Below are 13,509 nucleotides of genomic sequence, written 5' to 3' on the forward strand. Positions count from 1 at the left end.
GAGGACCTATGTCCCTGAGTGACGATACTGGTGTATCGTCCCGACAGGGGCTGCGCGCTGCCGACCAACGGCGCGGGGGAGCGACACGGAGACTGTGAGGGGGGCGACGGGCGATGCACGGCCAGACGACCACCGATCCGACGCGGCGGATGCGTCGGCGGCGACACCGGCACGCGGACACGCACAGACACGGTCAGCACATCCGGCGCGGCGGACGGACCGACGGCGCCGGCCCTCACCACCCACCCCGGCAGACGAGCCGGCGGACCCGGTCCCAGGCCCACCGGGGCCCTTGGAGCGCGGAGGCGGCGCGGACCGGGAGGGACCGGTGAGCGCGCCGCCGACCCCCACCCTCGACGGTGCGCTGCGTCCCGCGTCCGCCCCGCGGACCCTGCTGCCCGCGGCGGGCGCCGGCCGCCGCCCCGGCCCCGCGGCCCAGCTGGTCCTCGTCCTGGTCTGCGGCGCCTACGCCGTCGGCGCCGCGTTCGGCTGGGGGTCGGAGCGACTCGCCCTGGTCATGGGGGACTTCGGGCTGAGCGCCGCCGCCGCGGCCGCCGCCGTGTCCTGCGTGGTCTACGCCCGCAGCCGCCGCACCCGGTACCGGCCCGCCTGGATGCTGTTCGGTCTCTCCTCGGCCATGGCGTCCCTGGGCAACCTGGTCTGGGGCTGGTACGAGGTCGTGCTGCGCCAGGACGTGCCGAGCCCCAGCTACGCCGATCTGTTCTTCCTCTGCTTCGCGCCGCCCGCCATCGTCGGCCTGCTGGTGCTCGCCAAACGGCCCGTGACCAAGGCCGGTTGGGTGTGCCTCGGCCTCGACGCCTGGCTGATCGGCGGCTCGCTGCTCACCCTGGCGTGGAGCCTCGCCCTCGCCCAGGCCGCCAAGGCCGAGGGACCGAGCGTCGCGCACACCGCGCTGTCCCTGGCGTACCCGCTGCTCGACATCGCCCTCGTCAGCATGGTCCTCGCGCTGCACTTCCGGCGCTCCTCGGTCAACCGCTCGGCGGTGAACACCGCGATCGGGGCGCTCGCGCTCACCGTGATGTGCGACGCCCTGTTCACCTCCCCGCTGCTGCACGCCGGCTACCACTCCGGGCAGCTGCTCGACGCGGGCTGGTTCGCCGGGTCGCTGCTGCTGGCCTACGCCCCCTGGACCGCACCCCGGCGCGGCGCACCGGAGCGCGAGACGTCCACCCGCGTGGTCCGCGAGCACCTGCCCGGGCGGCGCACCGCCCCCGACCACCAGCACGCCCCACCACCCGGCCGGTACCAGCTCTCCCGGCCCATCGCCGGCTCCCTCGCCGCGCTCACCCCGTACCTGGCGGCGGCCGTGTGCACCCTGGGGATCCTCTACAACGTCCTCAACGGCCGCAGCGTCGACCGGGTCGTGCTGATCACCGGGGGCACCGTGGCGCTCGCGCTCGTCGTGCGCCAGGGCATCATGCTCCTCGACAACATCACCCTGACCCAGGAACTCGCCCAGGCGGAGAACCACTTCCGCTCCCTGGTGCAGGGCTCCAGCGACGTCATCATGATCGCAGCCCCCAGCGGCGTCCTGCGCTACGTCTCCCCGGCCGCCGCCGGGGTCTACGGCCGCCAGGCGGAGGACCTCGTCGGCACCGAACTGGCCTCCCTGATCCACCCCGAGGACCTCGGCTGCGTGGTGCACGAGGTACGGCGGTTCCTCGCCGCCGACCCGGTGGAGGAGCCCACCACGCGCATCGAGTGCCGGTTCCGCTCCGGCGACGGGGGCTGGCTCAACGTGGAGTCCACCGTCAACCGGCACCACGGCGGCCTCATCTTCAACAGCCGTGACGTCACCGAGCGCGTCCGCCTCCAGGCCCAGCTCCAGCACAACGCGGAGCACGACCCGCTGACCGACCTGCCCAACCGCGCCCTGTTCACCCGGCGCGTGCAGCAGGCCCTCTCCGGCCGCCGCGCCTCGGACCGGGGCGCCGCCCTGCGCGGCACGGCGGTGCTCTTCATCGACCTCGACGGCTTCAAGGGCGTCAACGACACCATCGGCCACCAGGCCGGGGACGAACTGCTCGTGCAGGCCGCCCGCAGACTTCAGGACGCCGTCCGCAAGGGCGACACCGCCTCCCGGCTCGGCGGCGACGAGTTCGCGGCGCTCATCGTCGGCGACGGCGTACGCGACCGGGACGCGCGCGAGCGGCACATCCTCGAACTGGCCGACCGGCTCAGAGTCACGCTCTCCCAGCCCTACCTCATCGACGGCAACGATGTCCGCGTCAACGCCTCCATCGGCGTCGCCTTCGCCGAACCGGGCATCGGCGCGGGCGAGCTGCTGCGCAACGCCGACCTCGCGATGTACCGGGCGAAGGCCGCCGGCAAGGGCCGCGTCGAGCTGTACAAGCCGCACATGCAGCAGGACGTCGTCCGCAAGGCGGAGCTGGCCACCCGGCTGCGCGCGGCGCTGCACCACGGCGAGTTCGCCCTGCTGCACCAGCCCGTGGTGTGCCTGGCGGACGGCCGGATCACGTCGGTGTGCGCCCAGGCGCGCTGGCGCTCCTCCCAGGGCGTGCTGTTCACGCCCGCGGAGTTCCTGCGCGTCGCCGAGGACAGCGAGAAGACCGCCGAGCTGGGCCGCTGGGTGCTGGAGGAGGCCGTCGAGCAGGCCGCCGAACGGCACGCCACGGGCCTGCCCGTACCCGTCGCCGTACGGCTGAGCGCGCGCCGGCTGCTGGACCGCTCGCTGCCCCTCGGTTCGGTCGAGGCGCTGCTCACCCGGCACGGTCTGCCGTCCGGCTCACTGATCGTGGAGCTGGCCGACACCGACCCCCGGGTGTCCCTCGACGAGCTGGAGCGGCGGCTCACCGTGCTCAAGCGGCTCGGCGTACGGATCTCCCTGGACGGCTTCGGCAGCGGACGCGCGGCGATCACGGCACTCCGACGGCTGCCCGTCGACATGCTGAAGCTCGACCGCAGCCTGGTCGACGGCGTGGCGGAGTCCGCGCGGCTCTACAAGATCACCCATGGGCTGCTGCGGATCGCCGCCGACCTCGGACTGCAGACCGTGGCCGACGGCGTGGACCTGCCCGAGCAGGCCGAGGCGCTGCGCGCGATGGGCTGCACCCACGGGCAGGGACTGGCCTTCTCGGGGCCGCTCGACGAGTACCGGCTGCGCCGGGCGCTGGCCGCCGTGCGCTACCCGGTGCCGCACGCCCCGGCCGAGCCGGTGCTGGCCGGCGGAGGCGGTTCCCCCGTGTACTCCACGGGGGTGACGGCGGTGCTCAAAAGCGCTACGACACTCCGCTCACATAATGAGACTCCCGTCCCACCCACTTGACAGTGAGTGTGCGCCGGGGGGAGGGTCAGTGCCATGCGCACCCGAATTCTCGTACTTGGAAAGCGCGTCGGCTGACGCTGAGCGACGAAAGCTCAGCGACCCACCACCCGGCGCGCTCCCCTCGCTTGCCTTACGGCACGAGGGGTTTTTTGTTGCACAGGCACCTGCCGAGCAGCACGCGTAACCCGCACGAACTTCGCAAAAACCCTCAGCATCGAGAAGAGAATGCCGATGACCGAGCAGGCCACCGGGGCCCATCACCCGCAGCCGCGGCCCCGTTCCGGAGGACAGCAGTCCGCCCCCGTCGAGCACGTCACGGGCGCGCAGTCCCTCATCCGCTCTCTCGAGGAGGTCGGCGCCGACACCGTATTCGGCATTCCCGGCGGTGCGATCCTTCCGGCGTACGACCCGCTGATGGACTCCACGCGAGTGCGCCACGTCCTGGTGCGGCACGAGCAGGGCGCGGGTCACGCGGCCACGGGTTACGCGCAGGCCACCGGCAAGGTGGGCGTCTGCATGGCGACCTCGGGTCCCGGCGCCACCAACCTGGTGACGCCCATCGCCGACGCCCACATGGACTCCGTCCCGCTGGTGGCGATCACCGGCCAGGTCGCCTCCAAGGCGATCGGCACGGACGCCTTCCAGGAGGCGGACATCGTCGGCATCACCATGCCGATCACCAAGCACAACTTCCTGGTCACCAAGGCCGAGGACATCCCGCGGGTCATCGCCCAGGCGTTCCACATCGCCTCCACCGGCCGCCCCGGCCCGGTGCTGGTCGACATCGCCAAGGACGCCCTCCAGGCGAAGACCACCTTCACCTGGCCGCCCGTCATGGACCTGCCCGGCTACCGGCCCGTCACCAAGCCGCACGCCAAGCAGATCCGCGAGGCCGCCAAGCTCATCACCTCCGCGAAGCGACCGGTCCTCTACGTCGGCGGCGGGGTCATCAAGGCCCGGGCCACCGCCGAGCTGAAGGTCCTCGCCGAGCTCACCGGAGCGCCCGTCACCACCACCCTGATGGCGCTCGGCGCGTTCCCCGACAGCCACCCGCTGCACGTGGGAATGCCGGGCATGCACGGTTCGGTCTCCGCCGTCACCGCGCTGCAGAAGGCCGACCTGATCGTCGCCCTCGGAGCCCGCTTCGACGACCGCGTCACCGGCAAGCTGGACAGCTTCGCCCCGTACGCCAAGATCGTCCACGCCGACATCGACCCGGCGGAGATCGGCAAGAACCGCGCCGCCGACGTGCCGATCGTCGGTGACGCCCGCGAGGTCCTCGCCGACCTCATCCAGGCCGTCCAGAAGGAGCACGCCGAGGGCCACCGCGGCGACTACAGCGCCTGGTGGAAGGACCTGAATCGCTGGCGCGACACCTACCCGCTGGGCTACGACCAGCCCACGGACGGCTCGCTCTCCCCGCAGCAGGTCATCGAGCGCATCGGACAGCTCGCCCCCGAGGGCACGATCTTCGCGGCGGGCGTCGGCCAGCACCAGATGTGGGCCGCGCACTTCATCCAGTACGACAAGCCCGCCACCTGGCTGAACTCCGGCGGCGCCGGGACGATGGGCTACGCGGTCCCGGCCGCCATGGGCGCCAAGGCCGGCGCGCCCGACCGCGCGGTCTGGGCGATCGACGGCGACGGCTGCTTCCAGATGACCAACCAGGAGCTCACCACCTGCGCCCTGAACAACATCCCGATCAAGGTCGCCGTCATCAACAACGGCGCCCTCGGGATGGTCCGCCAGTGGCAGACGCTGTTCTACAACCAGCGGTACTCCAACACGGTCCTGCACTCCGGTCCCGACGACGTCAACCCGGAGGCGAGGGGCACCCGCGTCCCCGACTTCGTGAAGCTGTCGGAGGCCATGGGCTGCTACGCGATCCGCTGCGAGGACCCCGCGGACCTCGACAAGGTCATCGAGGAGGCGAACTCGGTCAACGACCGCCCGGTCGTCGTGGACTTCATCGTCCACGAGGACGCGATGGTCTGGCCGATGGTCGCCGCCGGAACCTCCAACGACGAGATCATGGCCGCCCGGGACGTGCGCCCCGACTTCGGCGACAACGAAGACGACTGAGCGAGAGAGACCGAAGAGATCATGTCCAAGCACACGCTCTCCGTCCTGGTGGAGAACACGCCCGGCATCCTGGCCCGGATCGCCGCCCTGTTCTCCCGCCGCGGCTTCAACATCGACTCGCTCGCCGTGGGCGTCACCGAGCACCCCGACATCTCCCGCATCACCATCGTGGTGAGCGTCGACGAGTTCCCGCTGGAGCAGGTCACCAAGCAGCTCAACAAGCTCGTCAACGTGCTGAAGATCGTCGAGCTCGAACCCGGGCAGGCCGTCCAGCGCGAACTCGTTCTGGTGAAGGTGCGCGCCGACAACGAGACGCGCTCCCAGATCGTCGAGATCGTCCAGCTGTTCCGCGCCAAGACCGTCGACGTCTCCCCGGAGGCCGTGACCATCGAGGCCACCGGGAGCAGCGACAAGCTGTCCGCCATGCTCCGGATGCTCGAGCCGTTCGGCATCAAGGAGCTGGTCCAGTCCGGCACCATCGCGATCGGACGCGGTGCCCGTTCGATCACGGACCGGTCGCTGCGCGCCTTGGACCGGTCGGCCTGAGACACCGGACGGGCGGCCGGGACACGGCCGGCCGCCCGTATCGCGAGACCCCCAACCTTCCCCCTCCCTCACCGTCATACGGTGGGACGCAACACCTGCACACAAGGAGAGAACCCAGTGGCCGAGCTGTTCTACGACGCCGACGCCGACCTGTCCATCATCCAGGGCCGCAAGGTCGCGGTCATCGGGTACGGCAGCCAGGGCCACGCCCACGCCCTGTCGCTGCGCGACTCCGGCGTCGACGTGCGCGTCGGTCTGCACGAGGGCTCCAAGTCCAAGGCCAAGGCCGAGGAGCAGGGCCTGCGCGTGGTGACCCCGTCCGAGGCCGCCGCCGAGGCCGACGTCATCATGATCCTCGTCCCGGACCCGATCCAGGGCCAGGTCTACGAGGAGTCCATCGCCCCGAACCTGAAGGACGGCGACGCGCTGTTCTTCGGCCACGGCTTCAACATCCGCTTCGGCTTCATCAAGCCCCCGGCCGGCGTGGACGTCTGCATGGTCGCCCCCAAGGGCCCGGGCCACCTGGTGCGCCGTCAGTACGAGGAGGGCCGCGGCGTCCCCTGCATCGCGGCCGTCGAGCAGGACGCCACGGGCAACGCCTTCGCGCTGGCCCTGTCGTACGCGAAGGGCATCGGCGGCACCCGCGCCGGTGTCATCAAGACCACCTTCACCGAGGAGACCGAGACCGACCTGTTCGGTGAGCAGGCCGTCCTCTGCGGCGGCACCGCCGCGCTGGTCAAGGCGGGCTTCGAGACGCTGACCGAGGCCGGCTACCAGCCGGAGATCGCCTACTTCGAGTGCCTGCACGAGCTGAAGCTCATCGTGGACCTCATGTACGAGGGCGGCCTGGAGAAGATGCGCTGGTCGATCTCGGAGACCGCCGAGTGGGGCGACTACGTCACCGGCCCGCGGATCATCACCGACGCCACCAAGGCCGAGATGAAGAAGGTCCTCGCCGAGATCCAGGACGGCACCTTCGCCCAGACCTGGATGGACGAGTACCACGGCGGCCTGAAGAAGTACGAGGAGTACAAGAAGCAGGACTCCGAGCACCTCCTGGAGACCACCGGCAAGCAGCTGCGCAAGCTGATGAGCTGGGTCGACGAGGAGGCCTGAGCCGAACCGTCCTGAGGGCCGGGGCGTCACGCCCCGGCCCTTCGGGAGAACCCGGGGTAACGTCGGTGGTACGGCGTTGTCCATCCCGTCCGCCACGGACGGGTGATCCTTCCGAAGCGGCGTAAGACGACGCCCTCGGCGCCACTACACTGCTGCACTACATACGCGTCAGGCCCACAGCGTCGTGCGTCTTCCACGCGGCTAGCACTTCTTCACCGCCTGCGGCCGTCGGGACGGCCGTCCGCATTGGGACTTGTGAGGACTCACGTGAGCTCGAAACCCGTCGTACTCATCGCTGAAGAGCTGTCGCCCGCCACCGTCGACGCACTCGGCCCGGACTTCGAGATCCGGCACTGCAACGGCGCGGACCGAGCCGAACTGCTCCCCGCCATCGCCGACGTGGACGCGATCCTCATCCGCTCGGCCACCAAGGTCGACGCCGAGGCGATCGCCGCCGCGAACAAGCTGAAGGTCGTCGCACGAGCCGGCGTCGGCCTCGACAACGTCGACGTCTCCGCCGCCACCAAGGCCGGCGTGATGGTCGTCAACGCCCCCACCTCGAACATCGTGACCGCCGCCGAACTGGCCTGCGGTCTCATCCTCGCCACCGCGCGCAACATCCCGCAGGCCAACGCCGCGCTGAAGAACGGCGAGTGGAAGCGGAGCAAGTACACGGGCGTCGAGCTCGCCGAGAAGACCCTCGGTGTCGTGGGTCTGGGGCGGATCGGCGCCCTCGTCGCGCAGCGCATGTCCGCCTTCGGCATGAAGGTCGTCGCCTACGACCCCTATGTGCAGCCCGCGCGGGCCGCGCAGATGGGCGTCAAGGTGCTGTCGCTGGACGAGCTGCTCGAGGTCTCCGACTTCATCACCGTCCACCTGCCGAAGACCCCCGAGACGCTGGGCCTGATCGGCGACGAGGCGCTGCGCAAGGTCAAGCCGACCGTGCGCGTGATCAACGCCGCGCGCGGCGGCATCGTCGACGAGGAGGCGCTGTACTCGGCGCTCAAGGAGGGGCGCGTCGCCGGCGCCGGCCTCGACGTGTACGCGAAGGAGCCGTGCACCGACTCCCCGCTCTTCGAGTTCGACCAGGTCGTCTGCACCCCGCACCTCGGCGCCTCCACGGACGAGGCCCAGGAGAAGGCCGGCATCGCCGTCGCCCGCTCGGTGCGCCTCGCCCTCGCCGGTGAGCTGGTCCCCGACGCGGTGAACGTCCAGGGCGGCGTCATCGCCGAGGACGTCAAGCCGGGCCTGCCGCTCGCCGAGCGCCTCGGCCGTATCTTCACCGCGCTCGCGGGCGAGGTCGCGGTCCGCCTCGACGTCGAGGTGTACGGCGAGATCACCCAGCACGACGTGAAGGTGCTGGAGCTGTCCGCCCTCAAGGGTGTCTTCGAGGACGTCGTCGACGAGACCGTCTCCTACGTCAACGCCCCGCTGTTCGCGCAGGAGCGCGGCGTCGAGGTGCGGCTGACCACCAGCTCGGAGTCGGCCGACCACCGCAACGTGGTCACCGTGCGCGGCACGCTGGCCGACGGCGAGGAGATCTCGGTCTCCGGCACGCTGGCCGGCCCCAAGCACGTCCAGAAGATCGTGGCGGTCGGCGAATACGACGTCGACCTGGCCCTCGCCGACCACATGGTCGTCCTGCGCTACGAGGACCGTCCGGGTGTCGTCGGCACCGTCGGCCGCATCCTCGGCGAGGCCGGCATCAACATCGCCGGCATGCAGGTCGCCCGCGCGACGGTCGGCGGCGAGGCGCTCGCCGTGCTGACCGTCGACGACACGGTGTCCACGTCGGTGCTGGGTGAGCTGGCCGCGGAGATCGGCGCGACCTCCGCGCGGTCCGTGAACCTGGTCTGATCCGGTTCGAGACTCCGGGGGAGGCGCCCCCGGATCCCCGTTCGCGCTGAACGGGCTCGTCATCGGACGCCGGACGGGCTGAGATTCTCAGCCTGTCCGGCGTTTTCCGTGTCCGGACGTACGCGGACGTTCCGCAGCCCGGCCACCGCGATTCCCGCCGCGACCAGGAGCAGCAGCGCCCCGGCGATCGCAGCGCCCCGCATTCCCTCGGTGAACGCCTCGCGTGCCGCCGCGGCCAGGGCGTCCCCCGCGCGCCCCGGCAGCTCGGCGGCGACGGCGAGTGCCCCGCCGAGGGTCTCCCGCGCCGGCTGGGGCGCGGTGTCCGGCATCGCATGCCGGTAGACGGCCGCGCCGATCGACCCGAGGGCGGCCATGCCCAGGGCGCCGCCGAACTCGGTGCCGGTCTCCAGCAGGGACGACGCCGAGCCCGCCCGGTCCATGGGCGCCGAACTGAGTGCCAGGTCGGTGAGCAGGGACATCACGACGACGATGCCCGCGGCCATCACCCCGCACGCCGCCAGCACCAGCCACAGGGAGTCCGTGCCGGCCAGGGCCAGCACTCCGTAGCCGCAGGCGGAGATGACGAACCCGGCGGTGACGACGTGCGCCCGCTCGGCCCCGCGCTGCACGAGCGTCGCCGCGACCGGGGCGGCGACGCCGATGAGCACCGACGGCAGCAGGCTCCACAGCGCGGCCTCCAGCGCGCTCCTGTCGAGCACCGACTGCAGATACTGCGTGGTGAAGATCGCGGAGCCCATCATTCCCAGCGCCGACAGGGTGTTGAGGGCGAGCGCGGGACTGAAGCCGTGCCCCCGGAACAGGGCGGGCGGGATCATCGGGGAGCGCGCGGTGCGCTGCCGGTGCACGAACAGCGCGGCGAACAGCAGACCGACGGTGATCGACACGACGTAGCGGACGTTCCAGCCCTCGGAGGGCAGTTCCTTCAGGCCGTAGACCACGGGGAGTACGGCGGCCATGGACAGCGGGACGCTCGGCCAGTCGAAGCGGCCGGGGGAGGGGTCCCTCGACTCCGGCAGCAGCAGCGGGCCGAGGACCAGCAGCAGCGCCATCGCGGGCAGGTTGACCAGGAAGACCGAGCCCCACCAGAAGTGCTCCACGAGCAGCCCGCTCATCACCGAGCCGAGCGCGATGCCGCCCGTCATCACGCCGGACCACAGCCCGATCGCCTTCGCGCGCTGCCCGGAGTCGGTGAACATCGTGCGGACCAGCGCCATCGTCGACGGCATCAGGGTCGCGCCGCCGATGCCGAGGACGGCGCGGGCCGCGATCAGCGTCTCGGCGGACTGCGCATAGGCCGCGAGCAGGGAGGCCGCGCCGAAGGCGGCCGCGCCGCACAGCAGCAGCCGGCGGCGGCCGACGCGGTCGCCGAGCGCGCCCATGGTCATCAGCAGGCCGGCCAGCACGAAGCCGTAGATGTCGAAGATCCACAGCTGCTGGGTGCCGGTCGGCTCCAGGTCTGCGCTGATCTCGGGGACGGCGAAGTAGAGGACGGAGACGTCCATCGAGACCAGCAGCAGCGGAAGCATCAGGACGACGAGCGCGGTCCACTCACGGCGGCCGGCCCGGTTCGGGTTCGGTGTCATGACGCCGACTGTACGCACGTCTTATACGGGTGTCTAGAACACTTGTATAAGACGGCCGTATGGAGGGCCGGGTAGGCTGCGGCCATGGGACACCGTGAGGATCTGCTCGAAGGGGCCAAGCGCTGCCTGCTCGCCAAGGGGTTCGTCCGCACCACGGCGCGCGACATCGTCAAGGAGTCGGGCACCAACCTCGCGTCGATCGGCTACCACTACGGCTCCAAGGACGCGCTGCTCGCGCAGGCCTACGTCTCCCTCGTCGAGGGCATGGGCGGCGCCTTCGAGGGCGACGGCTCCGTGGACGAGTCCGCGCCGGGCTCGCTGGAGCGGTTCGAGCGGGTGTGGGCGAACATCATCGCCACCATGAAGGACCCCGGCTCGGTGTGGCGGCTCAGCATGGAGGTGCTCGCCATGGGCGACCGGCTGCCGGAGGTGCGCGCCCATCTCGCGGCGGCCCAGCGCGAGGCCGGCCGCGGACTGGTGCCGCTGCTGATGGGCGGCCGCGAGGAGGACGTCTCCGACGCGACCGCCGACACCCTCGGCGCGTTCTACGTGACCCTGATGACCGGCCTGATCGCCCAGTGGACCTTCGACCCGGGCAGCGCCCCCGACGCCGAACGGCTCACCGCCGGCCTGCGCCAGGTGGTCGAGGCAGCCACGGCCGCCGAGGACGGCGCGTCTACAGGCGGTGCGCCTTGAGCGCCATGTGCAGCAGCAGGCGGTCCTCGCCGTCGTCCAGGTCCAGGCCGGTGAGCCGCTCGATCCGCGACAGCCGGTAGTACAGCGTCTGCCGGTGCACGCCCAGCTCCGCCGCCGTGCGCCCGGCCTGGCCCGCGCAGTCCAGGTACACCTCGGCGGTGCGGGCCAGTTCCGTGTGCGCGGGGGAGAGCAGCGGGCTGACGGCGGGGTCGTGGGCGGCGCCGGGGGACAGCGCGGTCAGCAGACGGTACGGGCCGATCGACGCCCAGCGGGCCACCGGCCCGAGACGCGGCTCGGCCAGCGCGGCACGCGCCGACGCCGACGCCTCGTCCCAGGCCGTGCCCAGATCGGCCAGACCCGTGCGGGGCGCGGCGATCCCCGCTGCCGCCGGGGGAGGCCCGGACCGGCCCGCCGCCCCGCCGTCCCGGGCCCGCTCCAGCAGCCGCCCGGCCGCCGTCGTCGCCGGCGTCAGCACGTCGGCGGAGCGCAGCCGCAGCAGCAGCGCGAGGGACACGGCCGTCGCGCCCCACGGCAGCGTGCACAGCGCGGTCGCCCCCGGCACCGTGCGCACCGAGGGCGCGTCGTCGGGGTCGGCGGACGGCCAGGGCGCGACACAGACCACCGTGTGCAGGCCCTCCGCGCGCGGGCCGAGCGCGGTACGCAGCTCGGCCACCGCCATGTCCCGCTGCCAGCCCCGCTCCGCCGTGAGCACCGCCCGCAGCTCCCGGGTGAGGTCCGCGCCGTGCTGCGCCTCGTCCGCGAGCAGCGCGCCGATCCGCACCGTCACCCGCATGGCGGCCTCGAGCTGCTCCGCCGTGGGCCCGGGCTCGTCCTCCAGCAGCCACACATAGCCGAGGGCCACCCCGCGATGGCGTACGGGAAGACAGACACGCCCCCGGTGCACGCCCGCCTCCGGGGTGCGCGGGATGTGGACCGGGCCGGTCGCGCGGGTGATGCCGAACCCCTCGAACCAGGCGCGGACGGCGGGTGTGGAGCGCCGGGTCAGGATCGAGCGGGCCCGCACCGGGTCCAGCGCCGACGGGTCGAGGTCGCCCTCGCTGTCGTACGCGCCGAAGGCGATCAGCTCGAAGTCGCGGTTCTCCAGGGTCGCCGGAGCGCCGAGGAGCTCCGAGATCTCGTCCACCAGCTCCTGGTAGTCGTCCCTGTATTCCGACGTCACCCGGGCATTCTGCCGCAAGAACCGGCGCTCTTCATACATCTGTCTGAGATCTCGCCCAGGGATGCGTGACGTCTGTCGATGGCCCAGGATCAGGGTCATCCTTAGGTTTCACGGTGGTTCTCCGTGCCGTCCCCGAACCGTCGGGTGGCGGCCTCTCGCAGCTTGTGGAGGTGCCCCGTGCTGGGTCCCGTGATTCTCGCCGCGTCGCGCAGCGACCGGATGCGACGCCTGATCTCGGCGGCCCCGGTGACCAAGCAGGTCGTCGACCGCTTCATCCCCGGTGAGACCGTGGACGAGATCCTGCCGATCGTGCGGGAGCTCACCGACAACGGCCTCGAACTGACGATGGACGTCGTCGGCGAGGACATCACCACCCCGGAGCAGGCCGAGGCGGCCCGCGACGCCTACCTGGAGCTGATCGACCGGCTGAAGCCGCTGGAGCTCGGCGAGCGCGCCGAGATGTCGGTGAAGCTGTCGATGTTCGGCCAAGCGCTCCCCGGCGGCCACGAGCTGGCCCTCGCGAACGTCCGCCCGGTCGTCGAGGCCGCCGCCGAGATCGGCACCACGGTCACCCTGGACGCGGAGGACCACACCACCCTCGACTCGATGTTCGCCATCCACGAGGAGCTGCGGAAGGACTTCCCGCAGACCGGCTGCGTCATCCAGGCCTACCTCTTCCGCACCGAGGAGGACGCGCGCCGCCTCGCCGCCGCGGGCAGTCGCGTACGGTTGGTGAAGGGCGCCTACAAGGAGCCCGCCGAGGTCGCCTACCAGCAGAAGCACGAGATCGACAAGGCGTACGTGCGCATCCTGCGGACGCTGATGGAGGGCGAGGGCTACCCGATGATCGGGTCCCACGACCCGCGTCTGATCGCCATCGCCCAGGAACTGGCCCGCACCGCCGGACGCAAGCTCGACGAGTACGAGTTCCAGATGCTCTACGGCATCCGCAGCGAGGAGCACCACCGCCTCGCCGCGGAGGGACACCGCATGCGCGTCTACACGGCCTACGGCACCGACTGGTACGGCTACTTCATGCGGCGCCTGGCGGAGAAGCCGGCCAACCTCCGGTTCTTCGCCCGCAGCATGATCACCAAGGGCTGACACCACACCGCTCTAGA

General features: G+C 71.5%; 9 protein-coding genes. 7 read left to right on the top strand and 2 right to left on the bottom strand.

What is annotated here, in order from left to right; genetic code table 11:
* The first annotated feature begins 328 nt into the window (after positions 1-328).
* The 5 genes from ACQY0Z_RS21855 (at position 329) to serA (ending at position 8,908) form a co-directional block, all read left to right on the top strand.
* Positions 329-3,307, top strand: coding sequence for a putative bifunctional diguanylate cyclase/phosphodiesterase (locus tag ACQY0Z_RS21855; protein ID WP_439812696.1), 2,979 nt, complete (start codon positions 329-331; stop codon positions 3,305-3,307).
* 231 nt (positions 3,308-3,538) lie between these two features.
* Positions 3,539-5,389: an acetolactate synthase large subunit gene (locus tag ACQY0Z_RS21860; RefSeq protein WP_347226693.1), complete on the top strand. Its 1,851-nt coding sequence runs from the start codon at positions 3,539-3,541 to the stop codon at positions 5,387-5,389.
* A 21-nt stretch (positions 5,390-5,410) separates the two neighbouring features.
* Positions 5,411-5,935, top strand: a complete 525-nt coding sequence (ilvN, locus tag ACQY0Z_RS21865; RefSeq protein ID WP_019524397.1) for an acetolactate synthase small subunit — start codon at positions 5,411-5,413, stop codon at positions 5,933-5,935.
* Between the two features lie 117 nt (positions 5,936-6,052).
* The gene (ilvC, locus tag ACQY0Z_RS21870; protein WP_189904543.1) at positions 6,053-7,051 is read left to right on the top strand and encodes a ketol-acid reductoisomerase; all 999 of its coding nucleotides are present in this window, start codon (positions 6,053-6,055) and stop codon (positions 7,049-7,051) included.
* Positions 7,052-7,318: 267 nt separating this feature from the next.
* Positions 7,319-8,908 carry a phosphoglycerate dehydrogenase gene (serA, locus tag ACQY0Z_RS21875; protein ID WP_019524399.1) on the top strand — a complete coding sequence of 530 codons (1,590 nt, stop codon included), beginning with the start codon at positions 7,319-7,321 and terminating at the stop codon, positions 8,906-8,908.
* A gap of 59 nt (positions 8,909-8,967) precedes the next feature.
* Here serA and ACQY0Z_RS21880 read toward each other — a convergent pair whose 3' ends face one another.
* Positions 8,968-10,512, bottom strand: coding sequence for an MFS transporter (locus tag ACQY0Z_RS21880; RefSeq protein ID WP_439812697.1), 1,545 nt, complete (start codon positions 10,510-10,512; stop codon positions 8,968-8,970).
* 84 nt (positions 10,513-10,596) lie between these two features.
* On the opposite strand from ACQY0Z_RS21880, the gene ACQY0Z_RS21885 reads away from it, so the two are divergent.
* Entirely contained in the window at positions 10,597-11,208 is a 612-nt protein-coding gene (locus ACQY0Z_RS21885) for a TetR/AcrR family transcriptional regulator (RefSeq protein ID WP_189904548.1), read from the top strand.
* Here the strand turns inward: ACQY0Z_RS21885 and ACQY0Z_RS21890 are convergent.
* Positions 11,189-12,427 (bottom strand): helix-turn-helix domain-containing protein, encoded by a 1,239-nt coding sequence (locus tag ACQY0Z_RS21890; protein ID WP_347226699.1) that lies wholly within the window; start codon positions 12,425-12,427, stop codon positions 11,189-11,191. The two genes, ACQY0Z_RS21885 and ACQY0Z_RS21890, sit on opposite strands and share 20 nt — an antisense overlap.
* A 138-nt stretch (positions 12,428-12,565) precedes the next feature.
* Here ACQY0Z_RS21890 and ACQY0Z_RS21895 point away from each other — a divergent pair, with 138 nt between their 5' ends.
* The gene (locus ACQY0Z_RS21895; protein WP_189904552.1) at positions 12,566-13,492 is read left to right on the top strand and encodes a proline dehydrogenase family protein; all 927 of its coding nucleotides are present in this window, start codon (positions 12,566-12,568) and stop codon (positions 13,490-13,492) included.
* The last annotated feature ends 17 nt before the right edge of the window (positions 13,493-13,509 follow it).

Origin of the sequence: Streptomyces sp. P9-2 (assembly GCF_051903975.1) — a bacterium.
Taxonomy (GTDB): Bacteria; Actinomycetota; Actinomycetes; order Streptomycetales; family Streptomycetaceae; genus Streptomyces; species Streptomyces cellulosae.

Bases quoted from the DNA above. Each gene is read 5' to 3' on its own strand.
- ACQY0Z_RS21880 (WP_439812697.1), bottom strand. From the start codon at position 10,512: ATGACACCGAACCCGAACCGGGCCGGCCGCCGTGAGTGGACCGCGCTC.
- ACQY0Z_RS21885 (WP_189904548.1), top strand. From the start codon at position 10,597: ATGGGACACCGTGAGGATCTGCTCGAAGGGGCCAAGCGCTGCCTGCTC.
- ACQY0Z_RS21860 (WP_347226693.1), top strand. From the start codon at position 3,539: ATGACCGAGCAGGCCACCGGGGCCCATCACCCGCAGCCGCGGCCCCGT.
- ACQY0Z_RS21890 (WP_347226699.1), bottom strand. From the start codon at position 12,427: ATGTATGAAGAGCGCCGGTTCTTGCGGCAGAATGCCCGGGTGACGTCG.
- ilvN (WP_019524397.1), top strand. From the start codon at position 5,411: ATGTCCAAGCACACGCTCTCCGTCCTGGTGGAGAACACGCCCGGCATC.